The following is a 25,880-nucleotide window of genomic DNA, read 5'->3' on the forward strand; positions in this document are numbered from 1 at the left end:
CGCGCCGGTCGTCCGGGGAGGTTGGGGCGAGGACTCGGGGGAGGACGCGTGGCGGAGGAGCCGGGATGTCCGTGTGGTGTGGGTGTGCCGCCGTAGACTTCGGGGCTGCCCCTGAAAGATCCGCGCCGGAGGTGGCCCACCCCGTGACCGACAAGCCGTTCACGCATTTGCACGTGCACACTCAGTATTCGCTGCTGGACGGTGCCGCCCGACTCAAGGACATGTTCAAGGCGTGCGGCGAGATGAACATGTCGCACATCGCCATGACGGACCACGGCAACCTGCACGGGGCGTACGACTTCTTCCACCAGGCCGAGTCGGCCGGCGTGGTCCCGGTCATGGGTATCGAGGCCTACCTGGCACCGGAGTCGCGGAGGTTCACCCGCCCGGTGAAGTGGGGGGCGCCGCACCAGAAGCGGGACGACGTCTCCGGCAACGGCGCCTACACCCACATGACCATGTGGGCGCGCAACCGCACCGGGCTGCACAACCTCTTCCGGGCCCAGTCCAGGGCCAGCCTGGAAGGTTTCTTCCGTAAACCGCGCATGGACCGCGAGCTGCTGGCGGAGTACGCCGAGGGCATGATGGCCACCACCGGCTGCCCCTCCGGCGAGGTCTCCACGAAGATCCGCCTCGGCCTGATGGACGAGGCCGTCAAGGCCGCCGGCGAGTACCAGGACATCTTCGGCAAGGAGAACTTCTTCGTCGAGCTGATGGACCACGACATCGACATCGACCGGCGGGCGCGCGCGGGTCTGGAGGAGGTGTCCAAGCGCATCGCCGCCCCCTTCGTGGTGACCAACGACTCGCACTACACCTACGAGCACGAGTCGCAGGCCCACGACACGCTGCTGTGCATCCAGACCGGCAGCAACCTCTCCGACCCCGACCGTTTCAGCTTCGACGGCAGTGGCTACTACCTGAAGTCCGCCGCCGCGATGTACGCCATCGACAACTCGGACGCCTGGCAGCAGGGCTGCCTGAACACCCAGCGCCTGATCGCGGACCGCGTCGACACCGCGGGCATGTTCCAAACCAGGAACCTGATGCCGCGCTTCGAGGTGCCCGAGGGCTTCGACGAGGTGAGCTGGTTCCAGGAGGAGGTCAAGCGCGGCATGGCGCGCCGCTACCCGAACGGGGTGCCGGAGGACCGCAACCGGCAGGCCGCCTACGAGATGGGCATCATCATCGAGATGGGCTTCCCCGGTTACTTCCTGGTCGTCGCGGACTTCATCATGTGGGCCAAGAACAACGGGATCGCGGTCGGCCCGGGGCGCGGCTCGGCGGCCGGCTCGATCGTCGCCTACGCGATGGGCATCACCGACCTCGACCCGATCGACCACGGTCTGATCTTCGAGCGGTTCCTCAACCCGGAACGTGTCTCCATGCCCGATGTCGACATCGACTTCGACGAGCGCAGGCGCGGTGAGGTGATCCGGTACGTCACCGAGAAGTACGGCGCCGACAAGGTCGCCATGATCGGCACCTACGGCACCATCAAGGCGAAGAACGCGATCAAGGACTCCGCCCGGGTACTGGGCTACCCGTACGCGGTCGGGGACCGCATCACCAAGGCGATGCCGGCCGACGTCCTCGGCAAGGGACTGCCGCTGGCTGGCATCACGGACAAGGACCACCCCCGCTACAGCGAGGCCGGCGAGATCCGGTCGATGTACGAGAACGAGCCGGACGTCACCAAGGTCATCGACGCGGCGCGCGGCATCGAGGGCCTCGTGCGGCAGATGGGGGTGCACGCGGCCGGTGTGATCATGTCCAGCGAGCCGCTGATCGACCATGTCCCGGTCTTCTCGCCGAAGAACGACGGAGTGGTCGTCACCCAGTGGGACTACCCGAGCTGCGAGTCGCTCGGCCTGCTGAAGATGGACTTCCTGGGGCTGCGCAACCTCACGATCATGGACGACGCGCAGAAGGCCATCAAGAAGAACAAGGGCATCGACATCTCGCTGCTCGACCTGCCCCTGGACGACCCGAAGACGTACGAACTGCTCCAGCGCGGCGACACCCTCGGCGTCTTCCAGTTCGACGGCGGCCCGATGCGCTCGCTGCTGCGGATGATGAAGCCGGACAACTTCGAGGACATCTCCGCCGTCTCCGCCCTCTACCGGCCCGGCCCGATGGGCATGAACTCGCACATCAACTACGCACTGCGCAAGAACAAGCAGCAGGAGATCACCCCGATCCACCCGGAGCTGGAGGAGCCGCTCCGCGAGGTCCTGGACATCACCCACGGTCTGATCGTCTACCAGGAGCAGGTGCAGAAGGCCGCGCAGGTGCTCGCCGGCTACTCGCTCGGCCAGGCCGACCTGCTGCGCCGGGCGATGGGCAAGAAGAAACAGGAGGTCCTGGACAAGGAGTTCGTGCCCTTCCAGGCCGGCATGCGCGAGCGCGGGTACTCCGACGAGGCGGTGAAGGCCGTCTGGGACGTCCTCGTCCCGTTCGCCGGCTACGCCTTCAACAAGGCGCACTCCTCCGCGTACGGCCTCGTGACCTACTGGACGGCCTATCTCAAGGCGAACTACCCGGCCGAGTACATGTCGGCGCTGCTCACCTCGGTGCGCGACGACAAGGACAAGTCGGCGGTCTACCTCAACGAGTGCCGCCGGATGGGCATCAAGGTGCTCCCACCGGACGTGAACGAGTCGGACGCCAACTTCACCCCGCGCGGTGACGACACGATCGTCTTCGGGCTCACCGCCGTCCGCAACGTGGGCCAGAACGTGGTCGACTCGATCGTCCGCTGCCGGAAGGCCAAGGGCAAGTACAGCTCCTTCCCGGACTTCCTCGACAAGGTCGAGTCGGTGGTCTGCAACAAGCGCACCGTCGAGTCGCTGATCAAGGCCGGTGCCTTCGACGAGCTGGGCCACACCCGCAAGGGGCTGACCGGCCAGTTCGAGCCGATGATCGACAACGTCGTGCAGGTCAAGCGCAAGGAGGCCGAGGGGCAGTTCGACCTCTTCGGCGACCTCGGCGGGGACGACGGCGGCGACACCCCCGGCTTCGGGCTCGACGTCGAGTTCTCGGACGTCGAGTGGGACAAGTCCTACCTGCTCGCCCAGGAGCGGGAGATGCTCGGGCTCTACGTCTCGGACCACCCGCTGTTCGGCATCGAGCACGTGCTCAACGACAAGGCCGACGCGGCCATCGCCCAGCTGACCGGTGGGGACTACTCGGACGGGGCGATCGTCACCATCGGCGGGATCATCTCCGGCCTGCAGCGCAAGATGACCAAACAGGGCAACGCCTGGGCCATTGCCACAGTGGAGGACCTGGCGGGCTCGCTGGACTGCATGTTCTTCCCCGCCACCTACCAGTTGGTCTCCACCCAGTTGACGGAGGACGCGGTGGTGTTCGTGAAGGGACGGCTGGACAAGCGGGAGGACGTGCCCCGGCTGGTCGCCATGGAGCTGATGATCCCGGACCTCAGCGAGGCCTCGGCCAACGCCCCGGTGACGATCACCATCCCCTCGGTGAAGATCACTCCCCCTCTGGTCGAACGGCTGGGGGAGGTCCTCACCCACCACCGCGGCGCTACCGAGGTGCGGGTCAGACTCCAGGGGTCGCGGAAGACCACGGTGCTGCGGCTCGACCGGCACCGGGTGACGGCCGACCCGGCGCTCTTCGGCGACCTCAAGGCGCTGCTCGGCCCGGCCTGCCTGGCCGGGTGAGCAGCGGGGGCTGCCGGGCGGAACGCCCGGCAGCCCCCGCCCCTCCCTCGCGCGGCTCCGCCGCCTCGTCGCGCCGTGGCCCCCGTGGCCCCCGTGGCCCCCGTGCCGTCCGGCGGCTCAGTTGTGGCCGAACTTCTTCGTCCGCTGCTTGCGCTCGGCCGCCGCTCCGTCGCCGGACGGCCGGACTGCTCGGCCGTGCCGCGCCGCTGACCCCCGGGCTCGGCCGCCGTCGAGCGGTCCGGCCGGGTGAGCTGGTCCCGGTTCCTGTTCCTGCCCTGCCCTGCCGACCTCGTGGGGTGCGGGGCACCGCGGATCGAAACTCAGACTCGCACGGTCGGGCACCGCCCGCATACCGGCAGGAAACGGGTGGCGTCGTGCGGGCCGGGAGGGGCCGCCGCAGGGGGTCCGCGGCCCGTCCCACCGGGTTCCGCCACGCCGAAGATCGAGTTCGGGCTGATAACCCCCGCGGGGTCGGGCAGACTCAGGAGACGTCCTGCCGTGAATCCGTACCGATGCCGAACGACGAGAGTGGGTGGACCGTGGACCGCTGCGTCGTCCTGGTGGACGCCGGTTACCTGCTGGGAGCCGCCGCGAGTCTGCTGGCCGGGGAACCTTCCCGCGCCGGGATCGCGGTGGATCACACCCTGCTCATCCAGGGGCTGCGCGAACGGGCCGAGGCGGAGACCGGCTGCAAACTGCTGCGGATCTACTGGTTCGACGGCGCCCCCGACCGCGTCCCGCAACCCGAGCACCGCCGCCTGCGGGTGATGCCCAGGGTGACCGTCCGGCTGGGTGCGCTGACCCGCAGCGACGGCCGCTGGGCGCAGAAGGGCGTGGACGCGGCCATGCACGCCGAGCTCACCGAACTCGCCCGCAACCGGGCCTGTGCCGACATCGTGCTCGTGACCGGGGACGGGGACCTGCTTCCCGGGCTGATGTCCGCGAAGGAGCACGGCGTCGCCGTCCATCTGTGGGCCGTCCAGGCCGCCGACGGCGACTACAACCAGTCCGAGGACCTGGTGGCCGAGGCGGACGAGCGGCGGGTCCTGGACCGCGCCTGGATCACCCGCGCCGTCCGGGCCAGGGAGCAGCCCGGTGGCTGCGGCCCGCAGTCCCCGCGTCCCGACATCGCCGCCATCCTCTCCGCGCCGCTGCCGGAGTCCGCGGGTGACGCGCGGCGGCCGTCCCCGCCGCCGGAGGCCCCGGCGGCGGGCAAGAACGGTTCTTCACCCCCGAATCCCGACCGGCCCGAGGAGGGCCCGCCGGCGCGGCCCCAACCGGCGGACGACCCCGCTTCCACCGGCCGCGGCGTCCCCACCCCCAAGGACCTCGCCGGCCTCGCCCGCCCGCCCGCCGGGCAGCCCGCCCACCCCGGGCCACCGAGCGCCACCCTGCGCTGGTCCTCGGACAAGGGCTGGGTGGACCGCGGCGGCGTCCCCGCGGAACCGCCCGAGGTCGCCGGACTCCCCACCCTCGCCCAGCTCACCACGGCCGAGCAGCGGTGGGCGGACCGCGAGGAGGACATCACCACCGTCAGCGGCGACCCCTTCGAGGTGGGCCAGGTGTTCGCCCGCCGCTGGACGGTCCGGCTCGGTGCCGCCGAACGGCTCCACCAGCTCACCGCGCAGTACCCGCGCATCCCGCACCGCATCGACGGCGAGCTGTTGCGGTACGCCGCCCGCTTCGGCCTGCTCGCCCACAAGGACGACCAGATCGACGAGCACGACCGCTACGCCATCCGGGCCGGCTTCTGGCGCGAGGTGGAGCCGCATGTCTCCGTCGAGCCGCCGCCGAGCGGCGGCGAGCCGCGGCCGCCGGCCTGACCGGCCGCGCCCTGCCCCCACCGGGCCGCGCGCCTCCCGGGTGCGGGAGCACCGCCGGCGACCGCGTACCCTCGTAGCTCGTGGACACGGGCACCCAGCGGCATTCCCCCGGCACCGGCACCGTGTGCGCCGTGGCGGGGCTGGTGAAGACCTACCCGGCCCAGCGGGCCCGGCGGCGCGCCCCCGAGACCCCCGCGGTCACCGCGAACGACGGCATCACCCTCGACGTCCGGCGCGGCGAGGTCTTCGGCCTGCTCGGCCCGAACGGCGCCGGCAAGACGACCCTGGTACGCCAACTCACCGGGCTGCTCCGTCCCGACGCCGGCACTGTCGAGGTGCTCGGGCACGACCTGGTCCGGCACCCGGAACGAGCCGCCCGGCTGCTCGCCTTCCTCGGCCAGGAGTCCACCGCTCTCGACGAACTGACCGTCTCCCTGGCCGCCGAGACCACCGCCCGGCTGCGCGGGCTGAGCCTGGCGGACGCCCGCGCCGAGCGCGACGCGGTGCTGGCCGAGCTGGGCCTCACCCCTCTCGCGGGGAAGGCCCTGAAGAAGCTCTCCGGCGGACAGCGCCGGCTCGCCTGCGTCGCCACGGCCCTCGTCGGACGGCGCCCGCTGCTGGTGCTGGACGAGCCGACCACCGGTATGGACCCGGTGGCTCGCCGTGCCGTCTGGGCCGCCGTGGACCGCCGCCGGGCCGAGTACGGCGCGACGGTTGTCCTGGTCACCCACAACGTGATCGAGGCCGAGACGGTCCTCGACCGGGTCGCCGTGCTGGACCGCGGCCGGCTCATCGCCTGCGACACGCCCGCCGGTCTGCGGACGGTGGTGGGCGACGAGGTACGGCTGGAGCTGGTGTGGCGGGAACTGCCGCCGCTGGAGCTGCCCGAGATCGCCGCGCTGCGCGCCTCGCCGGGGGCGGTCGCCACGAGCGGTCGCCGTTGGACGCTTCGGCTCCCCCCGGACGCCGCCCGGGCCGCGGTCGCGGCCGTCACCGGCGGCGCGGCGTTCGCGGCCCTCGACGATTTCACCCTGGCCACCCCGAGCCTGGAGGACGTCTACCTGGCTCTCGGCGGCCGCACGGAAGGTCTGGTGAAGGTGTGAGCACGCTCCGGGTGGGCCCCCCGCCCACCGCGATCCGCCCGGTCGGCGCTGCGGAAGCCGGTGCGGCCGAGCTGGCGCCCCGGGCCCGGCTGCGCCCCGCGCTCGCCGCCGTCTACCGGGCGCAGCTGTCCCGCGCCCGCGTGTCGCGCATCCCGCTGCTGTTCGTGGCCACCTTCCAGTCCGTCGGGATCATGGTGCTGATGCGCGGCGTGGTGGCGACCGGGCCGGGGGAGGAGGCCCGGGCGGTCGTCGCCGGATCGAGCGTGCTGGTGGTCGCCTTCGTGGCGCTGAATCTGCTCGCCCAGTACTTCGGCCAGCTCCGCGCCTCCGGCGGCCTGGACCACTACGCGACCCTTCCGGTCCCGCCCGCGGCGGTGGTGCTGGGCGCGGCGGGCGCCTACGCCTCCTTCACCGTGCCCGGTGTCCTCGTCACCGCGGTCGTGGGCAGCGTGCTCTTCCAGTTGCCCATGGGAGGGCTGTGGGTCCTCGCCGCCGTGGTGCCGCTTGCCGGAGCCGCGCTGGCCGGGCTGGGCGCGGCGCTGGGACTGCTGGCCCCCCGGCAGGAGCTGGCGACCCTGTGCGGCCAGTTGGGCATGTCGGCGGCGCTCCTGCTGGGCGTCCTGCCGACCGGCTCGATGCCGCAGCCGCTGCTGTGGGCGCGCGACCTGCTGCCGTCCACCTACGGTGTAGAAGCCCTGGCGGCGGCGTTGGTGCCGGCCCCCGACTGGGCCGCGATCGCCGTGGACCTCGGGGTGTGCGCGGCGGTGGGTGTCGCCGCCCTCGCCCTCGCCACCTGGGCCTATCGCCGGGCTGCGGTCCGCTGACCGCCCCGCGGGACCCGGTGGGCCGCGCCGGGGCGACCTGCCGGGGGACGCCGGACCGGGCCTGGCACGATGGCAGGGTGACGGTACCGACTCCCTCCTCGCCCCAGCACGGACCCGCGCAGTCGCAGAGCGACCCGTGGGCGACGCCATCCGGAACCGGGGGACCTGCGAGCCACGCGTCCCCGGAGCAGCCCGGCGGCTCCGCCGTGCTGCGGCAGGAGGTGCGCGACCTGCTGCTCGTCGCCCTTCCGGTTGCCGTCTCCGGGGCTTTCCTCGGCCTGCTCTGGTGGTGGCTGGCCCCGGACGTGCCCTACGTCTCGGACGGGTCCCGGGCGCTGCCCGCGAACTCCGAGAGCGAGGACGCCTTCGCTGTGGACGGCGGTTTCGCCCTGCTGGCGCTCGCGCTGGGCGTGGTCTGCGGGCTGCTGGTCTTCCTGTTCCGGCGCTCGGGCGGTGTGGGCACGGTGCTCGGACTGGCCTGCGGCTCGCTGCTGGCCGCGCTGGTCGGACGGGAACTGGGCGGGCTGCTCGGCCCCGGGCGGGACCTCGCGGCCCGGGCGGCCGAGGCGGGCCGCGGCGCCACCCTGTACGGACCGCTGGAGCTGGAGGCGTCCGTCGCGCTGCTGGCCTGGCCGCTGGCGGCCGTGGCCACCCAGTTGCTGGTCACGGCCTTCTTCGGCCCCCGGGAACCGGAACCGCTGCCCGTCCCCGGTCCGCAGTGGGGCCCGCCCTCCGCGCTCTGACACGGCCCTGTACGCGTACCGCTACCGCCGGGGCGGTGCGCCGGGGCCGGCACCCGGCAGCGAAGAACCCGAGCAGGTGCCATGACCGGCGCCGCGCGCTGCTCCGCGACGGCGTCCAGGGCACCACCGCGCGCAGTGGGGGCGGCGCATCCTCCTCGTGAGAGCCGCCGCCCCCGGGGGGGGAATCGGACGCTCAGCTTCCGGGGCGCCCGATCGGGGCCGTCCTCGCCCCGGTCAGCGCCACCAGATCGGCCGGGGCCAGCTCGATCTCCAGCCCCCGGCGGCCCGCCGACACGCAGACGGCGCGGTGCCCGGCCGCGGACTCGTCCACCACGGTGGTGAGCCGCCTGCGCTGGCCCAGCGGTGAGATGCCGCCGCGCACGTACCCCGTGGCGCGTTCCGCCAGCGCCGGGTCGGCCATCGTGGCCCGCTTCCCGCCGACCGCGCCCGCCAGCGCTTTCAGGTCCAGCGAGCCGGTGACCGGCACCACGGCCACCGTCAGGGCGCCGTCCACCTCCGCCACCAGGGTCTTGAACACCCGCTCGGCCGCGACACCCAGCGCGTCGGCCGCCTCGGTGCCGTAGGACGCGACCGCCGGGTCGTGCCGGTAGGTGTGCAGGGTGTACGCGGTGCCCGTTCGGTGCAGTGCCACGGTGGCCGGGGTGCCCCCGGACGGCTTGCTCTTGCCGGTCTTCGCCACGGACGCCTCGCGATCAGTTGGGACTCGTGGGGCGGCGGGTGAGGTCCGCCGCCGGCAGCGACGGGAGCTTACCGATCACCGCGCTCTCCCGCCTCAGCATTTCCAGTTCGCGGGCGAGCCTGGTCGCGTGGTCCGGCGCCTCCAGCAGCAGTTGCTTCACCGGCGTCTCCAGCACGGTCGCGGCTGCCACCAGGTAGGAGAGGACGGAGGGCTCGTCGGGCAGCTCCTGGTCCGCGGCGAGCGACCGCTCCCTTGCCCCCGCCAGCCGCTTCTGGTAAGTGCGGAAGGCCCGCAGGACGCCCTCCGCGAGCGCTCCCGCACCCTCGCCGGAGTCCTCGGGCAGCTCCTCGGTCTCCCCGACCAGGTAGGGACCGGACGCGTCCACCGAGGTCAGCCGGAAGCGGGCCGTTCCGGTCGCCAGCAGCTCGTACCCGCTGCCGTCCTCCCGCTCGCTGATCGCCGAGGCGTCCGCCACACACCCGACCGTGTGGAAGGAACCGAGCGGATCGGAGCCGAACCCGGCGGCCGCCGAGGCGTCGGAGGGCGGCGGCGTGCCGTCCTCGGGAATGCCCGCGCCGGTGGGGGCGACTTCGCGGCCGTCGCGGATGGCCACCACGCCGAAGATCCGCGGCTCGCCCTCCGGAACCTCCAACAGCGCCTCCACCAGGGCGCGGTAGCGCTTTTCGAAGACGTGCAGGGGCATCACCAGACCCGGGAAGAGCACCGAGTTGAGCGGAAAGAGCGGCAGACGCGAGGTGGTCACAGTCGGCCAGCCTAAGTGCTCCCGGCGGCGAGTCCCCAGGCGACCGACGCGTGGCGGTCGTCCGGGCGCCCCCGGCGGCGACTCCCCGCGACTCCCCGCGCCTCCCGGCAACCCGGAGGAGGGGCGCCGCCGCCCGCTCACTGGCGGCGCAGCAGCCGGGTGGCTCCCGCCGCGACGGTGGTCGCCAGCACCCAACCGGACAGCACCATGCCCACGGCCACCCACTGCAGGGCCCCGGCCGGGTTCCACGCCGTGTCATGACCGAGGTTGATCACCGGCAGCAGGAGGTCCAGCGCGTAGATCGCGGCGCTCCAGTGCGGTGCCTCGTCCGGCTTGCGCGCCTCGGGCGGGAACTCGGCGAAGTAGAGGGCTCCGGAGGCCCACAGCAGCGCCATCCAGATCGCCGCCTGGCCCGGGCGGTAGCCGTAGGCCACCGTCCAGTCCTGGAGGTGGCCCCACAGCTTCCCGGCCAGCGGCAGGGTCTCGCGGCGCCTGCGCTGCTTGGCCAGCAGCACGCTCCGGGCCTCCGCGTCCTCGCCGCCGTTGCGCAGCACCGTCGCCAGTTGCTCGTACGGCTCGGGGGAGTACTCGGGGGTGGCCGTCGCGACCCAGAGGAGCCGGCGGGCCAGCGGGAACGGACCGACCGGGATCAGATGCTCGTAGGTGAAGCCGGCCATCCACAGGCCCTCGTGCATCGGCCAACTGCTCATCTTGTCGACCAGGTTGCCGACCGTCGCCCCGGACAGCACCACCCGTCCGCGGTGCGGGCGCTCCGGGGTGAAGCACAGTTCGGGAGTCTGCACCCGTCGCAGCGAGAGCTCCTGGGTCCGTTCCATCTGGAAGCGGGCGCCGTCGAGCACCAGGGAGTCGCCGAACCGCCCGTCGTCGAGCTTCACCCCGCCGGTGCATTGGAAGCGCCGGGTGCGCAGAGCCGCGGAGCGGCCGTGGTCGTCCCGTCCCGGGGCGGGGTAGTCGGTGCCGGTCGGCGGTGTGGTGCCCTGGGAGTACAGCACCGTGCCCGGCCCGGAGGACGCCAGGTGGGCGAACCGGGAGACCCGCATCTCGGGGGCGTGGAGCGCCCACCGGCCGTTGCGGTTGCGGAGCACGCTGCCGTACATGAACAGCGAGCCGCCGATCTCGGCCCCGCGCAGACTCGTCTCACCGGTGACGAGCAGCAGGCTCGCCTGGAGGTCCTGGCTCACCGTCAGGCCGTCCGCGGAGATCGCGCGGATGCGGTGCCCGCTGCCGATGGTGGCCTCGTTCAGCATGAGGTCCGTGCCGATGGTGGCGTCGGTGAGCCGGACGCCGCCGGGAATGACGCACCGGGCGAGGTGCAGGTCCCCGTCGGTGCTGACCCGTGCCGCTTCCAGGCGGGGGATGTGGCAGTCGACCAGGCGGCCGGTGGACATCCTGGCCTCCGGCAGCAGCACCTCCCGCTCGAAGCGGCAGTGCTTGAACTCGAAGTACGCCCCGATCTGCCCGCCGGAGAGATCCAGCCGACCGGTGATCAGCGCACCGGACAGGTGGAGCGCCGCGACCCTGCCCAGCAGCGGCGGCGGGCCGTGCAGCAGCAGGAGCGCGATCACCCGGGCGCGGACCGTCCGGGTGGCGCCCCAGACCTGGTCCCCGTTCGGGTCGTCCCTCGCCGGATCGCCCGTCCTGAGGTCGTGCCGGGTGCCGATCCGGTACGCCTGCCACAGTCCCCACTCCGCGGTGGTCAGCCGCATGCCCGTGGGTGGTTCGCCGTCCGCGAACGGTTCGCTCACCGCTGTTCCCCCGCTTCCAAGGTGTGCCCACTCCTCTTCTTCCACTTCTCCGCCGCTTCCCGCCCGTGCGCCCAGCCGGTCCCGCTGAGTGACGGACACCACGCTATCGGTCAGGTGCGACACCCGGCCCCCGTATCACGCTTCGATACGGGGGACCTGCCCTTCGACCGGTCTGAGAGACTGGGAGACGTGATCTCCCGAATCGATCTGCGCGGTTCCGCCCCCTCCGGGGGCGGAATCGATCGCGACCTGTTGCCCCGTGCCGAACTCGACGTCGAGGCCGCCCTGGAAAAGGTGCGGCCCCTGTGCGAGGACGTGAGGCATCGTGGCACCGCGGCGATGATCGATCTCGCCCAGCGCTTCGAGGGCGTGCGCCTGGAGCGCATCCGGGTGCCCGCCGAGGCACTGGCCACTGCACTGCGTGAGCTGGACCCGGCGATCAGAGCGGCTCTGGACGAGTCGGTCCGCCGTGCACGGATCGTCCACCGCGAGCAGCGGCGCACCGATACGCGGGTGAACGTCGTGCCCGGTGGGACCGTGACCGAACGCTGGGTGCCGGTGGAACGTGTCGGACTGTATGTACCCGGTGGTAACGCGGTCTACCCGTCATCCGTGGTGATGAACGTGGTGCCCGCGCAGGAGGCCGGCGTCGAGTCGCTCGCCGTCACCTCGCCGCCGCAGGCCGCCTTCGGCGGGCTGCCGCACCCCACGATCCTCGCCGCCTGCGCGCTGCTCGGCGTGGACGAGGTGTACGCGGCCGGCGGTGCCCAGGCGATCGCGATGTTCGCCTACGGCACCGACGAGTGCCCGCCCGCCCAGCTGGTCACCGGCCCCGGCAACGTCTGGGTGGCCGCCGCCAAGCGGCTCCTGAAGGGCCGCATCGGCATCGACGCCGAAGCCGGGCCGACCGAGATCGCCGTCCTGGCCGACGACACCGCCGATCCGGCCCACGTCGCCGCCGACCTGATCAGCCAGGCCGAGCACGACACCCTCGCCGCCGCCGTCCTCGTCACCCCCTCGGTGACCCTCGCCGAGGCGGTCGAGGCCGAGCTGAAGAGCCGGGTGCCCGCCACCCGGCACGCCGAGCGGATCAGTACGGCGCTGGCCGGCCGGCAGTCCGGCATCGTCCTGGTCGACGACCTGGAGCAGGGCCTGGCCGTGGTCGACGCCTACGCCGCCGAGCACCTGGAGATTCAGACCGCCGACGCCGCCGCGGTCGCCGCCCGGGTCCGCAACGCGGGCGCCGTCTTCGTCGGCCCGCACTCCCCGGTCTCGCTCGGCGACTACTGCGCCGGCTCCAACCACGTACTGCCCACGGGCGGCTGCGCCTGCCACTCCTCCGGGCTGTCCGTCCAGTCCTTCCTGCGCGGCATCCACGTCGTCGACTACGACCGCGACGCGCTCGCCGAGGTCACCGGACACGTGGTGACCCTGGCCGAGGCGGAGGACCTGCCCGCCCACGGTGCCGCACTGACGGCCCGGTTCGGCGGGGAGGTGCCCGGCGCATGACCGCACTCGACCGGCTCCCCCTCCGCGACGAGCTCCGCGGGAAGACCCCGTACGGGGCCCCGCAGCTCGACGTGCCCGTCCGGCTGAACACGAACGAGAACCCGTACCCGCTGCCGAAAGCGCTGGTCGCCAGGATCGCCGAGCGGGTGGCCGAGGCCGCTCGCGGGCTCAACCGCTACCCTGACCGGGACGCGGTGGAGCTGCGCACCGGCCTGGCCGACTACCTCACGCGCACCGCGGGGCACCGGGTCGGCACCGCGAACGTCTGGGCCGCCAACGGCTCCAACGAGATCCTCCAGCAGCTGCTCCAGACCTTCGGCGGGCCCGGCCGCACGGCGCTCGGATTCGAGCCCTCGTACTCCATGCACGCGCTGATCTCCCGCGGCACCGGCACCGGCTGGCTGGCCGGGCCGCGGCGGGAGGATTTCACCATCGACGTGGAGGCGGCGCGCCGCGCCATCGCCGAGCACCGCCCCGACGTGGTGTTCGTCTGCTCGCCGAACAACCCCACCGGGACGGCGGTCGACGCCGGCACCGTGCTGGCGCTGCACGACGCCGCTCAGCAGGCCGCCGCCGGACGTGGCGCTCCGGGCGCGCTGGTGGTGATCGACGAGGCCTACGGCGAGTTCAGCCACCGGCCCTCGCTGCTGCCGCTGATCGAGGGCCGGCCCATGCTGGTGCTCTCCCGGACGATGTCGAAGGCCTTCGGCGCGGCCGGACTGCGCCTGGGATACCTGGCCGCGGATCCGGCGGTCGTGGACGCGGTGCAACTGGTCCGGCTGCCCTACCACCTCTCCGCGGTGACCCAGGCCACGGCGCTGGCCGCCCTGGAGTACACGGACACCCTGCTGGGGTACGTGGCCCGGCTGAAGGCCGAGCGCGACCGTCTGGTCGGCGAACTGCGGGCGATCGGCTGCGAGGTGACCGAGTCGGACGCCAACTTCGTGCAGTTCGGCCGCTTCGACGGTGAGGGCGGCGCACACGCCGTCTGGCAGGCCCTGCTCGACCACGGGGTGCTCGTGAGGGACAACGGAGTGCCGGGCCGCCTGCGGGTCACCGCGGGGACCCCGGCGGAGAACGACGCGTTCCTGGACGCGGTACGCGCAGTGACGAAGGAGAACAGACGATGAGCCGCGTGGGCCGCGTGGAGCGCACGACCAAGGAGACCTCCGTCGCCGTCGAGATCGGTCTCGACGGCACCGGCAAGGTCGACGTGTCGACCGGGGTCGGATTCTTCGACCACATGCTCGACCAACTCGGCCGCCACGGCCTCTTCGACCTGAGCGTGAAGACCGACGGCGACCTGCACATCGACAGTCACCACACCATCGAGGACACTGCGCTGGCACTCGGCGCCGCGTTCCGGCAGGCGCTGGGGGACAAGCGGGGCATCGTCCGCTTCGCCGACGCCTCGGTGCCGCTCGACGAGTCGCTCGCCCAGGTGACCGTCGACCTGTCCGGCCGCCCCTATCTGGTGCACCGCGAGCCCGAGGGCATGGCACCGATGATCGGCGCCGACTACGACACCACCATGACGCGCCACATTCTGGAGTCCTTCGTGGCCCAGGCCCAGGTCGCGCTGCACGTGCACGTGCCCTACGGCCGCAACGCCCACCACATCGTGGAGTGCCAGTTCAAGGCGCTGGCCAGGGCGTTGCGCTACGCGTCCGAGATCGACCCGCGGCAGACGGGCATCCCCTCGACCAAGGGCGCGCTGTGACCCGCGGACCCGCCCGCCCGGCCCCGGAGCGGACCGGATGAACGGCACCAGCACGCTGCTGATCTTCGTCGGCCTGTTCCTGCTGGGCGGAGCCGTCTCCTTCTGGAGGCAGCGGATGCCCAAGGGGGTCGTCACGCTCCTCGGCCTGGCCGCCGCACTGGCGCTGGCTGCGGGGGTCACGCGACTGGAGGTGTGGTCATGAGCAAGCCGGGCAAGTCGGTCGTGGTGTTCGACTACGGCTTCGGGAACGTCCGCTCCGCCGAGCGGGCCCTGGCCCGAGCCGGCGCCGAGGTGGAGATCACCGGGGACTTCGACCGCGCGATGTCCGCGGACGGCCTCCTCGTCCCCGGAGTCGGGGCGTTCGCCGCCTGCATGGCGGGGCTGCGCCGCGCCCGGGGAGACTGGGTGGTCGGCCGCCGGCTCGCCGGCGGCCGGCCCGTGATGGGCATCTGCGTCGGCATGCAGATCCTCTTCGCCCGCGGGGTCGAGCACGGCGAACCCGCCGACGGCCTCGACGAGTGGCCGGGCACCGTCGGCCCGCTCAAGGCGGACGTCGTCCCGCACATGGGCTGGAACACCGTGCGGCCGCCTGCCGACTCGCGGCTGTTCGCCGGCACCGAGGCCGGATCCCACTACTACTTCGTCCACTCCTACGCCGTGCACGACTGGGAACTGGAAGAGACCAACCCGCTGATCGCACCGCCGAAGGTCACCTGGGCCACCCACGGCCGCCCCTTCGTCGCCGCGGTCGAGAACGGCCCGCTGTGGGCCACCCAGTTCCACCCCGAGAAATCCGGCGACGCCGGGGCCCTGCTGCTGAAGAACTGGATCGAGACGCTGTGACCACCGACCCCGCCACCGGCTTCCCCACCACCGACGCCACCACGGGCCCGGCACCCGCCGGTCCCGGTGCGCACCGCAGTGCGCACACGCTGGAGCTGCTCCCCGCCGTCGACGTCCGCGACGGCCTCGCGGTGCGCCTGGTGCACGGCGAGTCCGGCTCCGAGACCTCCTACGGCGACCCGCTCCAGGCCGCCCTGGGCTGGCAGCGCGGCGGTGCCGAGTGGCTCCACCTGGTCGATCTGGACGCGGCCTTCGGCACCGGCGACAACCGTGACCGGATTACCGAGGTGGCCCGGGCCATGGACCTCAAGGTGGAGCTGTCCGGCGGCATCCGCGACGACGACTCGCTCGCCGCGGCGCTCGCCACGGGCTGTACCCGGGTCAACCTCGGCACCGCCGCGCTGGAGAGCCCGGAGTGGGTGGCCAAGGTGATCGCCGAGCACGGCGAGCGGATCGCCGTGGGGCTGGACGTCCGCGGCACCACGCTGCGCGGACGCGGCTGGACGAGGGACGGCGGCGACCTCTACCGCACGCTGGAGCGCCTGGACTCCGAGGGCTGCGCCCGCTACGTCGTCACCGACATCAACAAGGACGGCACCCTCCAGGGCCCCAACCTCCAGCTTCTCGCGGACGTCTGCGCGGCCACCGACCGCCCCGTCGTCGCTTCCGGCGGGGTGTCCTCGCTGGACGACCTGCGGGCCATCGCCGGCCTGGTGCCGCAAGGTGTCGAGGGCGCCATCGTGGGCAAGGCCCTCTATGCCGAGGCATTCACCCTGGAAGAGGCCCTGGAGGCAGTGTCCCGATGACCGTCGAACGCGTGCAGACCGACAACCCCTGGGAAGAGACGCTGGGTTCCGCACGCGCGGTGGCGGCGGGCGACCGGGTCCTCGTCTCCGGCACGATGCCGCTCCTCGGCGGCGCGGTGCAGGGCGAGGGAGACCCCTACGAGCAGACGCGGGCGGCGTTCGGCAACACGCTCGCCGCTCTGGAGCGGTTCGGCCTGGACCGCCGCGCGGTCGTCCGGACCAGGATGTACCTCGCCCACGCCCGCGACGTCGAGGCGGCGGGCCGGGCGCATCGCGAGCTCTTCTCCGCGGTGCGTCCCGCGACGACCCTCGTGGTGGTGTCCGGATTCCTCGACTCCCGGGTGCTGGTCGAGGTGGAGGTCGAAGCATTCCGTGGCCCCGACCGCACCGGGGAGGGGCCCGCCACCCCCGAAGGAGCGAGTTCGTGACCCTGGCCGTGCGAGTCATCCCCTGCCTGGACGTGGACGCCGGGCGGGTGGTGAAGGGCGTCAACTTCCAGAACCTGCGCGATGCCGGGGACCCGGTCGAGATGGCGAAGGTCTACGACACCGAGGGGGCCGACGAGCTGACCTTCCTCGACATCACGGCCTCCTCCGGCAACCGGGAGACCACGTACGACGTGGTGCGCCGCACGGCCGAGCAGGTGTTCATCCCGCTCACGGTGGGCGGCGGCGTCCGTACCACCGACGACGTCGACCGCCTGCTGCGGGCCGGGGCCGACAAGGTCGGTGTGAACACGGCAGCCCTCGCCCGCCCGGAGCTGATCCGGGAGATCGCCGAACGCTTCGGCAGGCAGGTGCTGGTGCTCTCCGTGGACGCCCGCCGGAGCGCCGCGGAGGACGGGGCGCCGTCCCGCTTCGAGGTCACCACACACGGGGGCCGCCGCGGGACGGGCGTGGACGCCGTCGCGTGGGCGCACCGGGCGGCGGAACTGGGCGCGGGGGAGATCCTGCTCAACTCGATGGACGCCGACGGTACCAAGGACGGCTACGACACGGAGCTGATCGGTGCCGTCCGGGCGCGTGTCTCCGTACCGGTCATCGCCTCCGGAGGCGCCGGACGGCTCGCGGACTTCCCGCCCGCCGTGGAGGCCGGTGCGGACGCGGTGCTCGCCGCTTCCGTCTTCCACTTCGGGGAGCTGCGGATCGGCCAGGTCAAGGGGACCCTGAAGGAGGCCGGACGGCCGGTGCGCTGAGACCCGGCGGCCCGCCCCCTCCCGCGGGACGTGCGAGGAGACGGGCCGCCTCCCGCGCGTACGGACCACCGCCCCGAAGGCGGGGGTCCCGGGGGTGGTGGGGTGCCGGTGCCACGGGTGGCTCAGATGCCGAGGCGGGCTTCCGCTGTCCGTGCGACGGCGTCCTTGTCGCCCTCCAGCTCGACGTTCGCCGAGGACTGTCGTCCGGAGGCGAACAGCAGCAGCTCGGCGGGCTCGCCGGTGACGGTGACCACCGGAGTGCCCTTGTGGGCCACGGCCGTCTGCCCGTTCGGACGGCGCAGCACCAGGCCGGTGGGTGCCTTGCGGCCGTAGAGCCGGGCGGCGCCCTCCAGCCGCCTCCACAGGACGTCGGAGAAGACCGGGTCGAGTTCCCGCGGGGTCCAGTCCGGCTGTGCGCGCCGGATGTCCTCGGTGTGGATGAAGAACTCGACCGTGTTGGACGCCTCGTCGACCTGCTTGAGGGCGAACGGCGAGACCCGCGGCGGGCCGGTGCGGATGAGCTGCACCAGCTCCGCGTAGGGCTTCGCCGAGAACTCGGTGTGCACCCGCTCCAGCCGGGCCTTGAGCGGCTTGATGAGCACGCCGCCCGCGGCGTCCATCCGCCGCTCGCGCACCACGACGTGCGCGGCGAGGTCCCGGGTGTTCCAGCCCTCGCACAGGGTCGGGGCGTCGGGGCCGGAGCTTTCCAACAGATCGGCAAGGAGCAGACGTTCGCGCTTGGCATGGGTCGTCATGCCGCCAGCCTACGGTGGGTCGCTCGGCGGTGCGAAGCGGCGCGCGGTCAGCCGCCCGGTATCGGCCCGGTCAACTGCTTGCCGTCTTTGCCGTTGCTCAGGGTCATCGCACAGGAGACGGTGTCCTTCCTCTGGATGTCGTAGGTCGACTTGAGCGGGTACAGCGCGAAGGGGTAGTAGAGGGCGGTGCTCTGCGGGACCTTCTGCAGCCGCGTCTTGGCGTCCTTCTCGCACAGGTCGAGCGCGTACTCCTGGATCTCGGCGCTGGAGGCGAACTCGCCGGTCACCTTGCGGTTGGATACGACCTCGCCGTCGTGCGCGCCGTCGCACTCGCGTTCCTCGATGTCACTGACCCCGCTGTTCAGCACCGGGTGGTCGAAGCAGGTGCCGGGTTCGAGTTCCACGTAGGGGATGAGCGAGGTCGGCTCGGCGGACGGCGTGGCCGGCTCGGCCGGCAGGGTGGAGGGTGGTCCGGTGCTGGGCTCGGGCTCCGGCGCGGGGGCGTCGGTGGCCTGCGCCTCGGAGGACGAGCCCGCTACGGGTTCCTTGTCGTCGTCGCCCCCGCCGGCGATGAGCAGCACCGCGGTGATCGCCAGTGCGACGCCCAGGACCACCGCGATCACGAGGACGGCGACCTTGTTCGTCCCGCCGCCGGGCGGCGGCGGGTAGGGTCCGGGACCGCCGGGACCGTAGTCGCCGGGGCCACCGCCCTGCCCGTAACCGCCGTAACCGCCCGGCGGGTTCTGGCCGTAGCCGCCGGGCGGCTGGGCGGGCGGACCGGGGTAGCCGTAGCCCCCGGCGGGCGGGCCGGCCTGCTCGGGCGGACCGAATCCCTGCGGCGGACCGAAACCGCCGCCGGGACCGGGGGACTGGGGACCGTTCGGCGGCGGATAGCTCATGCACGAAAGAATGCCCCACGGGACTGGTATGCGATCCGGGGAATCGGTCACAACAGTGGAACAGGAAGGCAACAGCAGAGCCCGCACCCGTACCGGGGACACCGGGCAGGTCAGTGCGTCGGCAGCCGGACCGGAGCGGCACAATGGCCCCATGCCCGAATCGCCGCTCGACCCCGCCGTCGCCGCCCGACTCAAGCGGGACGCCCAGGGGTTGCTCCCCGCCGTCGCCCAGCAGCACGACACCGGTGAGGTGCTCATGCTCGGCTGGATGGACGACGAGGCCCTGCACCGCACCCTCACCACCGGCCGCTGCACCTACTGGAGCCGCAGCCGTCGCGAGTACTGGGTCAAGGGCGACACCTCGGGCCACGTCCAGCACGTGAAGTCGGTCGCGCTGGACTGCGACGGCGACACCCTGCTGGTCCGTGTCGACCAGACCGGCGCCGCCTGCCACACCGGCGACCGGACCTGCTTCGACGCCGGGCGGCTCCCGCTGCGGCAGGCCGCCGCGGACACCACCGAACAGGAGGGCCAGCAGCCATGACGACGCCGGATCCCGAGACCTTCCGCACCCTCGCGAAGGACCGCCGGGTCATCCCGGTCACCCGACGCCTCCTCGCCGACGGCGACACCCCCATCGGCCTCTACCGCAAGCTCACCGGCGAACGGCCCGGCACCTTCCTGCTGGAGTCCGCCGAGAACGACCGGACCTGGTCGCGCTACTCGTTCGTCGGCGTCCGCAGCGACGCGGCACTCACGGTCAGGGACGGGCAGGCCCACTGGCTCGGCCGCCCGCCGGTGGGCGTTCCCACCGGCGGCGACCCGCTTGCCGCGTTGCGCGCCACGGTGGAGCTGCTGCACACCCCCCGCGACCCCGAACTGCCGCCCTTCACCGGCGGCATGGTCGGCTACCTCGGCTACGACATCGTCCGCAGGCTGGAGCGGATCGAGGAGCAGACCCGGGACGACCTGCGGCTGCCCGAACTCACCATGCTGCTCGCCTCCGACCTCGCGGTGCTCGACCACCGGGACGGGACCGTGCTGCTGATCGCCAACGCGATCAACCACAACGACCTGGGCAGCGGGGTCGACGAGGCGTACGCGGACGCGCTCGGCCGGCTGGACGCGATGGCGGCCGATCTCGCCCGGCCCGCGCCGGTGCCCGCAGCCGCGCTGCCGCCCTCCGAGGTCCCCGAGTACCACGAGCAGTGGGGCGGCGGGGCGTACCGGGAGGCGGTGGCCGACATCAAGGAGCGGATCAGGGCCGGCGACGCCTTCCAGGTCGTCCCCTCGCAGCGCTTCGAGACGCCGTGCCGCGCCGGCGCGCTCGACGTCTACCGGGTGCTGCGCACCACCAACCCGAGCCCGTACATGTACCTCTTCCGGTTCGGTGCCCCCGATGGTGCCGCGCCGGAGGCCGCCGACGGGAGCGGCGGGTTCGACGTCGTCGGGTCCAGCCCCGAGGCGCTGGTCAAGGTCGCGGACGGGCGTGCGATGCTGCACCCCCTCGCGGGTACCCGGCCCCGCGGCGCCACCCCGCAGGAGGACACCGCGCTCGGCGAGGAACTGCTCGCCGACCCCAAGGAACGCGCGGAGCACCTGATGCTGGTCGACCTGGGCCGCAACGACCTCGGGCGGGTCTGCGAACCCGGCAGCGTCGAGGTCGTCGACTTCATGTCGGTCGAGCGCTACAGCCACGTGATGCACATCGTCTCCACCGTCACCGGCCGGCTGGCCGCGGACCGGACCGCCTTCGACGCCCTCACCGCCTGCTTCCCTGCCGGGACGCTCTCCGGCGCGCCGAAGCCGCGGGCGCTGCAGATCATCGAGGAGCTGGAGCCCACCCGGCGCGGTCTGTACGGCGGGTGCGTCGGCTACCTGGACTTCGCCGGTGACTCCGACACCGCCATCGCGATCCGCACCGCGGTACTGCGGGACGGCACCGCCTACGTGCAGGCCGGTGCCGGGGTGGTGGCGGACTCCGACCCGGCGGCGGAGGACACCGAGTGCCGCAACAAGGCCGCGGCGGTGCTCAGGGCGGTACGCGGTGCGGAGCGGCTCGGCGGTAGCGTGGAAGGGTGACCCCCCTACCGTCCGATCGCACCGCAGCAGCCTTCCGAGCCTCCCGTCGCGCTCTCGTCACCGCCCTGGTCAGCGGTGCGCTGGGTGCCGCGCTCGCCCTCGTCGCCGCAGGCCAGACCTGGGCGGAGGGCGTCGCGTCCCTCGGGAGCGGCACCCTGGAGGTTTCGGTCAGCGGCAGCGACGTCACCGGTCTGCCCAGTGCCCTGGCCCTGGTCGGTCTCGCCGCCATGGTCGCGGTGTTCGCCGTGCGCCGCCGGACGCGCCACCTGGTCGCCGCCCTGCTGGCCCTCAGCGGGGCAGGTACGCTCGCCGCCTCGCTGGCCGGGGCGGCGAACACCTCCGCCCTGCGCGAGGAGGCCGCCGAGGCGACCGGTCTGACGGGCAGCGGCGTGGCCCAGGTGACGCACAGCGCCTGGCCCTGGGTGGCGGCGTTCGGCGGGCTGCTGCTGCTGGCGGCGGGTGCGCTCGCTCTGCGGTACGGCCGCGGCTGGCCCGCGATGGGCGGGCGCTACGAGCGTCCCGGCGTCCCCGTGCGCCGTCCGGCCCGTCCGGCGGACCCGGAGCGCCCGGAGGAGATGTGGAAGGCCCTCGACCGCGGCGAGGACCCCACCCGTGCCGACGCCACCGGCCCCGACGCCGCAGGAGCGGGCCCCACCGGCCCCGACGCCACCGGCCCGGGGAGCCCCGGAGAGCGGGACGCGTCCGGCGAGAGCGAAGCCGACGGCGGGGGCCGCGGACCCGCCTGAGAGAATGTCCGGCGGAAACCGTGGTCGGTGAGACGACCCGATCGGATACACGAGGAGCTCAGTCATGGCGGAAAGCAGCCACGGACACACCCCGGCGGCCTGGACCGGCGTCTTCATCGCGTTCATCGGCTTCATGGTGGGCGCGGTCTTCATGGTGATGGCGCAGCCGCTGGGCGTCGTGGCAGGCCTCGTCGTGGTCGTCCTCGGCGGCGTGGTCGGCATGGTCATGCGCTCCATGGGCCTGGGCACGCCCAAGGAGGAGCAGCAGGCCGAACCCGTTCCCCCGCACGCGGGCGCCACGGCCTGACCGGTCCCGGGGAGGACGGTCGGCCGGGGCTGCGCACGTCGGGCAGTAAATGACCGAATTGTGAGACCCGGGGCAACCGGATGCGAGTCCTCCGTGTCTGGCCGGATACCATCGCTCGCAGGGCGCGGTCCGCCGCCCCGACGACCATCCGCACCCGGCAGAAAGGGGGCCGCTCGCGTGAGTGTGCTCGACGAGATCATCGACGGAGTCCGCGCCGACCTCGCCGAGCGGCAGGAGCGGGTCGGTCTCGACGGCCTCAAGGAGCGCGTCGCGCAGACCCCGCAGCCGAAGGACGGCGTGGCCGCCCTCAAGGGCGACAGCATCAAGGTCATCTGCGAGGTCAAGCGGTCCAGCCCCTCCAAGGGGGCGCTGGCCGCCATCGCCGACCCTGCCGCCCTGGCTGCCGACTACGAGGCCGGCGGCGCCTCGGTCATCTCCGTGCTGACCGAGCAGCGCCGCTTCGGCGGTTCGCTCGCGGACCTGGAAGCCGTCCGCGGCAAGGTGGACATCCCCGTCCTGCGCAAGGACTTCGTCGTCACCGCCTACCAGCTGTGGGAGGCGAGAGCGTACGGCGCCGACCTGGTGCTGCTCATCGTGGCCGCGCTGGAGCAGTCAGCGCTGGTCTCGCTGGTCGAGCGGGCCGAGTCGCTCGGGCTCACCCCGATCGTGGAGGCCCACGACGAGGAGGAGACCGCCCGCGCGGTCGACGCGGGGGCGAGGATCATCGGCATCAACGCCCGCAACCTCAAGACACTGGAGGTCGACCGGGGCAACTTCGCCCGGGTCGCCCCGCAGATCCCGGACGGCATCGTCAAGATCGCCGAGTCCGGGGTGCGCGGTCCGCACGACCTCATCGCCTACGCCAACGAGGGCGCCGACGCGGTGCTCGTCGGCGAGTCGCTGGTGACCGGCAAGGACCCCAGGAGCGCGGTCGCCGACCTCGTCGCGGCCGGCGCCCACCCGGCCCTGCGGCACGGGCGCTGACCCGCGCACCCCTCCCCGCACGCCGCGGTCCCGTCCGCGACCGCCCCGACCCCCGGAAGCCGAGCACCTCGTGATCCCCGCCTTCGCCCGCCTCGCCCGCGGCTGCCGCCCGCGCGGCTGCCGCGCCCCGGCCCGGCGGGTGCGCGGCCGGCGGGTGCGCTACCACATCGGGGCGGAGCCGGGACAGATCAACGGTCGTCGATGGCGCGGCTGAGCAGGCCGCTGCCCGCTCACGCCGCACCGCACCGCAGGACGCCGAAGGAGGCCGGGGTGCGCCCGTGACGCTCTCACCGGCTGGAAACCGTCCCTCGCGGCGGGGGCGATGTCCCGGCCGCGCCGCCGAGGCGCGCCCCACCGCTGCCCGTACCGGCGGGGCACCGGTGACGGCACGGGCTCCCGGCCCGCCGGCCCGATCCCCTCGCGCCGAGCGCCGCCACCGGCCCGACACCGCCGTGCGGCACTCCCGACGACCGCCCATCCCACCACTCTCGGGGCAGTGCCCCGGCAAGGAGCCAACGGTGACCGCCGACTTCTTCATCCCCGACCCCGAGGGACTCGTCCCCAGCGCCGAGGGCTACTTCGGAGCCTTCGGGGGCCGCTTCATCCCGGAGGCGCTCGTCGCCGCCGTGGAGGAGGTCGCCGCCGAGTACGACAAGGCCAAGGCGGACCCCGCCTTCGGCGCGGAACTCAACGACCTGCTCGTCGACTACACCGGCCGCCCCAGCCCGCTCACCGAGGTGCCCCGCTTCGCCCGGGAGGCCGACGGTGCCCGGATCTTCCTCAAGCGGGAGGACCTGAACCACACCGGCAGCCACAAGATCAACAACGTGCTGGGCCAGGCCCTGCTCACCCGGCGGATGGGCAAGACCCGGGTCATCGCCGAGACCGGCGCGGGCCAGCACGGCGTGGCCACCGCCACCGCCTGTGCGCTCTTCGGCCTGGAATGCACGGTCTACATGGGCGAGATCGACACTCAGCGGCAGGCGCTCAACGTCGCCCGGATGCGGATGCTGGGCGCCGAGGTCGTCCCGGTGTCCTCCGGCAGCCGCACCCTCAAGGACGCCATCAACGAGGCGTTCCGCGACTGGGTCGCCAATGTCGACCGCACCCACTACCTCTTCGGCACCGTCGCGGGGCCGCACCCCTTCCCGGCGATGGTCCGCGACTTCCACCGGGTGATCGGGGTCGAGGCACGCCGCCAGATCCTGGAACGGACCGGCCGGCTGCCGGACGCCGTCGCGGCCTGCGTCGGCGGTGGCTCGAACGCCATCGGCCTCTTCCACGCCTTCCTGCCCGACGCGGACGTCAGGCTCGTCGGACTGGAGGCGGCGGGCCACGGCGTCGGGACCGCCGAGCACGCGGCCACCCTGACCCTCGGCGAACCCGGCATCCTGCACGGCTCCCGCTCCTACGTCCTCCAGGACGACGAGGGCCAGATCACCGAGCCCTACTCCATCTCGGCCGGCCTCGACTACCCCGGCATCGGACCCGAACACGCCTACCTCAAGGACGCCGGCCGTGCCGAGTACCGGCCGGTCACCGACGACGCCGCCATGCAGGCACTGCGCCTGCTCTCCCGAACCGAGGGCATCATCCCGGCCATCGAGAGCGCGCACGCCCTCGCCGGCGCCCTCGACCTCGGCCGCGAGCTGGGCCCCGAGGGCACCGTCCTGGTGAACCTCTCCGGCCGGGGCGACAAGGACATGGACACCGCGGCTCGGTACTTCGGGCTCTACGACGAGGAGTCACAGCGATGACGGAGACCGCAGCGCACACCGCACCGTCCACTGGCGCCGGGAACCTCGACCTGCTGACCTCGGTGCTCGCCCGCATCCGCGCGCAGAACCGGGCCGCCCTGATCGGCTACCTGCCGGCCGGGTTCCCCACCGTCGACGGCGGCATCAGCGCCTGCACCGCCCTGCTGGAGAGCGGCTGCGACGTCGTCGAGGTCGGACTGCCGCACAGCGACCCGGTGCTGGACGGACCGGTCATCCAGACCGCCGACGACATCGCGCTCCGCGGCGGGGTCCGCATCGCCGACGTGCTGCGCACCGTGCGCGAGGCCCACGCCGCCACCGGCGCGCCGGTCCTGGTGATGACCTACTGGAACCCGGTCGACCGCTACGGGCCGGAGCGGTTCGCCGCCGACCTCGCCGCGGCGGGCGGAGCCGGCTGCATCCTGCCGGACCTGCCCGTGGAGGAGTCCGCGGCCTGGCGCGAGGCCGCCGAACGGCACCGGCTCGCCACCGTCTTCGTGGTTGCGCCCAGCAGCCGCGAGGACCGGCTGCGCACCATCACCGCAGCCGGCAGCGGATTCGTCTACGCCGCCTCGCTGATGGGGGTGACCGGCACTCGCACCTCGGTGGGGGAGCAGGCCAAGGACCTGGTCGAGCGCACCCGCGGCACCACCGGGCTGCCGGTCTGCGTCGGCCTGGGCGTCTCCGACGCGACCCAGGCCGCGGAGGTGGCCGCCTTCGCCGACGGCGTGATCGTGGGCTCGGCCTTCGTCAAACTGCTGCTGGAGCACGGCGAGGACCTCGGCGCCGGGCTGGAGGCGGTCCGGGGCCTCGCCGCGGAGCTGGCCGCGGGCGTCACCCGGGCCTGAGCCGGAAGCCGCCGGAGGGGC

25 protein-coding genes and 1 pseudogene are annotated in these 25,880 nt (G+C 73.0%); 21 read left to right on the forward strand and 5 right to left on the reverse strand.

Annotation, left to right across the window (positions count from 1 at the left end; genetic code table 11):
* Positions 1–143: 143 nt before the first annotated feature.
* From dnaE to H300_RS24375, 5 genes are all read left to right on the forward strand, one after another.
* Positions 144–3,686 (forward strand): DNA polymerase III subunit alpha, encoded by a 3,543-nt coding sequence (gene dnaE, locus H300_RS0101080; RefSeq protein WP_028425922.1) that lies wholly within the window; start codon positions 144–146, stop codon positions 3,684–3,686.
* A 539-nt stretch (positions 3,687–4,225) separates the two neighbouring features.
* Positions 4,226–5,509, forward strand: a complete 1,284-nt coding sequence (locus H300_RS0101085) for an NYN domain-containing protein (protein WP_028425923.1) — start codon at positions 4,226–4,228, stop codon at positions 5,507–5,509.
* Between the two features lie 80 nt (positions 5,510–5,589).
* Positions 5,590–6,612 carry an ABC transporter ATP-binding protein gene (locus H300_RS0101090; protein WP_028425924.1) on the forward strand — a complete coding sequence of 341 codons (1,023 nt, stop codon included), beginning with the start codon at positions 5,590–5,592 and terminating at the stop codon, positions 6,610–6,612.
* Between the two features lie 32 nt (positions 6,613–6,644).
* Positions 6,645–7,436 carry an ABC transporter permease gene (locus H300_RS0101095; RefSeq protein WP_028425925.1) on the forward strand — a complete coding sequence of 264 codons (792 nt, stop codon included), beginning with the start codon at positions 6,645–6,647 and terminating at the stop codon, positions 7,434–7,436.
* A 77-nt stretch (positions 7,437–7,513) separates the two neighbouring features.
* A complete protein-coding gene (locus H300_RS24375; RefSeq protein ID WP_078515620.1) occupies positions 7,514–8,179 on the forward strand; it encodes a hypothetical protein in 666 nt (221 codons plus the stop codon).
* Positions 8,180–8,372: 193 nt separating this feature from the next.
* On the opposite strand, the gene ybaK is transcribed toward H300_RS24375, so the two are convergent.
* The 3 genes from ybaK to H300_RS0101115 form a co-directional block, all read right to left on the reverse strand.
* Positions 8,373–8,879, reverse strand: a complete 507-nt coding sequence (ybaK, locus tag H300_RS0101105) for a Cys-tRNA(Pro) deacylase (protein ID WP_028425926.1) — start codon at positions 8,877–8,879, stop codon at positions 8,373–8,375.
* Between the two features lie 13 nt (positions 8,880–8,892).
* On the reverse strand, positions 8,893–9,642 hold the full coding sequence (locus tag H300_RS0101110) for an LON peptidase substrate-binding domain-containing protein (RefSeq protein ID WP_028425927.1): 750 nt from the start codon (positions 9,640–9,642) through the stop codon (positions 8,893–8,895).
* Between the two features lie 137 nt (positions 9,643–9,779).
* A complete protein-coding gene (locus tag H300_RS0101115; RefSeq protein WP_028425928.1) occupies positions 9,780–11,408 on the reverse strand; it encodes a hypothetical protein in 1,629 nt (542 codons plus the stop codon).
* A gap of 189 nt (positions 11,409–11,597) precedes the next feature.
* Between H300_RS0101115 and hisD the strand changes: the two genes are divergently transcribed.
* From hisD to hisF, 8 genes are all read left to right on the forward strand, one after another.
* A complete protein-coding gene (hisD, locus tag H300_RS0101120; RefSeq protein ID WP_028425929.1) occupies positions 11,598–12,917 on the forward strand; it encodes a histidinol dehydrogenase in 1,320 nt (439 codons plus the stop codon).
* Positions 12,914–14,047 (forward strand): histidinol-phosphate transaminase, encoded by a 1,134-nt coding sequence (locus H300_RS0101125; RefSeq protein WP_028425930.1) that lies wholly within the window; start codon positions 12,914–12,916, stop codon positions 14,045–14,047. The genes hisD and H300_RS0101125 overlap by 4 nt, the downstream gene beginning before the upstream one ends.
* On the forward strand, positions 14,044–14,637 hold the full coding sequence (gene hisB / locus H300_RS0101130; RefSeq protein ID WP_028425931.1) for an imidazoleglycerol-phosphate dehydratase HisB: 594 nt from the start codon (positions 14,044–14,046) through the stop codon (positions 14,635–14,637). The genes H300_RS0101125 and hisB overlap by 4 nt, the downstream gene beginning before the upstream one ends.
* 37 nt (positions 14,638–14,674) lie before the next feature.
* Positions 14,675–14,839: a hypothetical protein gene (locus H300_RS31710; protein ID WP_028425932.1), complete on the forward strand. Its 165-nt coding sequence runs from the start codon at positions 14,675–14,677 to the stop codon at positions 14,837–14,839.
* Positions 14,836–15,480 carry an imidazole glycerol phosphate synthase subunit HisH gene (hisH, locus tag H300_RS0101140; protein ID WP_028425933.1) on the forward strand — a complete coding sequence of 215 codons (645 nt, stop codon included), beginning with the start codon at positions 14,836–14,838 and terminating at the stop codon, positions 15,478–15,480. Before H300_RS31710 ends, hisH begins: the two co-directional genes overlap by 4 nt.
* 89 nt (positions 15,481–15,569) lie before the next feature.
* The gene (priA, locus tag H300_RS0101145) at positions 15,570–16,286 is read left to right on the forward strand and encodes a bifunctional 1-(5-phosphoribosyl)-5-((5-phosphoribosylamino)methylideneamino)imidazole-4-carboxamide isomerase/phosphoribosylanthranilate isomerase PriA (RefSeq protein ID WP_028425934.1); all 717 of its coding nucleotides are present in this window, start codon (positions 15,570–15,572) and stop codon (positions 16,284–16,286) included.
* Positions 16,283–16,714 carry a RidA family protein gene (locus tag H300_RS24380; protein ID WP_051269264.1) on the forward strand — a complete coding sequence of 144 codons (432 nt, stop codon included), beginning with the start codon at positions 16,283–16,285 and terminating at the stop codon, positions 16,712–16,714. The genes priA and H300_RS24380 overlap by 4 nt, the downstream gene beginning before the upstream one ends.
* The gene (gene hisF / locus H300_RS0101155; RefSeq protein WP_028425935.1) at positions 16,711–17,481 is read left to right on the forward strand and encodes an imidazole glycerol phosphate synthase subunit HisF; all 771 of its coding nucleotides are present in this window, start codon (positions 16,711–16,713) and stop codon (positions 17,479–17,481) included. Before H300_RS24380 ends, hisF begins: the two co-directional genes overlap by 4 nt.
* 122 nt (positions 17,482–17,603) lie before the next feature.
* On the opposite strand, the gene H300_RS0101160 is transcribed toward hisF, so the two are convergent.
* Both H300_RS0101160 and H300_RS31345 read right to left on the reverse strand, forming a co-directional pair.
* The gene (locus H300_RS0101160; protein WP_028425936.1) at positions 17,604–18,236 is read right to left on the reverse strand and encodes a TIGR03085 family metal-binding protein; all 633 of its coding nucleotides are present in this window, start codon (positions 18,234–18,236) and stop codon (positions 17,604–17,606) included.
* Between the two features lie 47 nt (positions 18,237–18,283).
* The gene (locus tag H300_RS31345; protein WP_028425937.1) at positions 18,284–19,135 is read right to left on the reverse strand and encodes a hypothetical protein; all 852 of its coding nucleotides are present in this window, start codon (positions 19,133–19,135) and stop codon (positions 18,284–18,286) included.
* A gap of 151 nt (positions 19,136–19,286) precedes the next feature.
* On the opposite strand from H300_RS31345, the gene hisI reads away from it, so the two are divergent.
* The 8 genes and pseudogenes from hisI (at position 19,287) to trpA (ending at position 25,859) form a co-directional block, all read left to right on the forward strand.
* Positions 19,287–19,679: a phosphoribosyl-AMP cyclohydrolase gene (gene hisI, locus H300_RS24385; protein ID WP_051269266.1), complete on the forward strand. Its 393-nt coding sequence runs from the start codon at positions 19,287–19,289 to the stop codon at positions 19,677–19,679.
* A complete protein-coding gene (locus H300_RS0101175; RefSeq protein WP_028425938.1) occupies positions 19,676–21,217 on the forward strand; it encodes an anthranilate synthase component I in 1,542 nt (513 codons plus the stop codon). Before hisI ends, H300_RS0101175 begins: the two co-directional genes overlap by 4 nt.
* Positions 21,214–21,834, forward strand: a pseudogene (locus tag H300_RS24390) (TIGR02234 family membrane protein); the annotation flags it as partial. The gene H300_RS0101175 and the pseudogene H300_RS24390, both read left to right, overlap by 4 nt.
* A gap of 193 nt (positions 21,835–22,027) precedes the next feature.
* A complete protein-coding gene (locus H300_RS24395; protein ID WP_037978797.1) occupies positions 22,028–22,270 on the forward strand; it encodes an HGxxPAAW family protein in 243 nt (80 codons plus the stop codon).
* A gap of 177 nt (positions 22,271–22,447) precedes the next feature.
* Positions 22,448–23,254 carry an indole-3-glycerol phosphate synthase TrpC gene (trpC, locus tag H300_RS0101190; RefSeq protein WP_028425939.1) on the forward strand — a complete coding sequence of 269 codons (807 nt, stop codon included), beginning with the start codon at positions 22,448–22,450 and terminating at the stop codon, positions 23,252–23,254.
* A 139-nt stretch (positions 23,255–23,393) separates the two neighbouring features.
* Positions 23,394–23,468 (forward strand): hypothetical protein, encoded by a 75-nt coding sequence (locus H300_RS32055; protein WP_486583465.1) that lies wholly within the window; start codon positions 23,394–23,396, stop codon positions 23,466–23,468.
* 304 nt (positions 23,469–23,772) lie between these two features.
* Positions 23,773–25,011: a tryptophan synthase subunit beta gene (trpB, locus tag H300_RS0101195; protein WP_028425940.1), complete on the forward strand. Its 1,239-nt coding sequence runs from the start codon at positions 23,773–23,775 to the stop codon at positions 25,009–25,011.
* A complete protein-coding gene (trpA, locus tag H300_RS0101200) occupies positions 25,008–25,859 on the forward strand; it encodes a tryptophan synthase subunit alpha (RefSeq protein ID WP_051269268.1) in 852 nt (283 codons plus the stop codon). Before trpB ends, trpA begins: the two co-directional genes overlap by 4 nt.
* Positions 25,860–25,880: the final 21 nt, after the last annotated feature.

The organism is Streptomyces sp. TAA040, from assembly GCF_000424845.1.

What these genes read in the sequence shown, in the direction of transcription:
- H300_RS0101125 (WP_028425930.1), top strand. Translation starts at nt 12,914, where the DNA reads ATGACCGCACTCGACCGGCTCCCCCTCCGCGACGAGCTCCGCGGGAAG.
- hisB (WP_028425931.1), top strand. Translation starts at nt 14,044, where the DNA reads ATGAGCCGCGTGGGCCGCGTGGAGCGCACGACCAAGGAGACCTCCGTC.
- H300_RS31710 (WP_028425932.1), top strand. Translation starts at nt 14,675, where the DNA reads ATGAACGGCACCAGCACGCTGCTGATCTTCGTCGGCCTGTTCCTGCTG.
- hisH (WP_028425933.1), top strand. Translation starts at nt 14,836, where the DNA reads ATGAGCAAGCCGGGCAAGTCGGTCGTGGTGTTCGACTACGGCTTCGGG.
- H300_RS24380 (WP_051269264.1), top strand. Translation starts at nt 16,283, where the DNA reads ATGACCGTCGAACGCGTGCAGACCGACAACCCCTGGGAAGAGACGCTG.
- H300_RS0101160 (WP_028425936.1), bottom strand. Translation starts at nt 18,236, where the DNA reads ATGACGACCCATGCCAAGCGCGAACGTCTGCTCCTTGCCGATCTGTTG.
- H300_RS31345 (WP_028425937.1), bottom strand. Translation starts at nt 19,135, where the DNA reads ATGAGCTATCCGCCGCCGAACGGTCCCCAGTCCCCCGGTCCCGGCGGC.
- hisI (WP_051269266.1), top strand. Translation starts at nt 19,287, where the DNA reads ATGCCCGAATCGCCGCTCGACCCCGCCGTCGCCGCCCGACTCAAGCGG.
- H300_RS0101175 (WP_028425938.1), top strand. Translation starts at nt 19,676, where the DNA reads ATGACGACGCCGGATCCCGAGACCTTCCGCACCCTCGCGAAGGACCGC.
- H300_RS24395 (WP_037978797.1), top strand. Translation starts at nt 22,028, where the DNA reads ATGGCGGAAAGCAGCCACGGACACACCCCGGCGGCCTGGACCGGCGTC.
- trpA (WP_051269268.1), top strand. Translation starts at nt 25,008, where the DNA reads ATGACGGAGACCGCAGCGCACACCGCACCGTCCACTGGCGCCGGGAAC.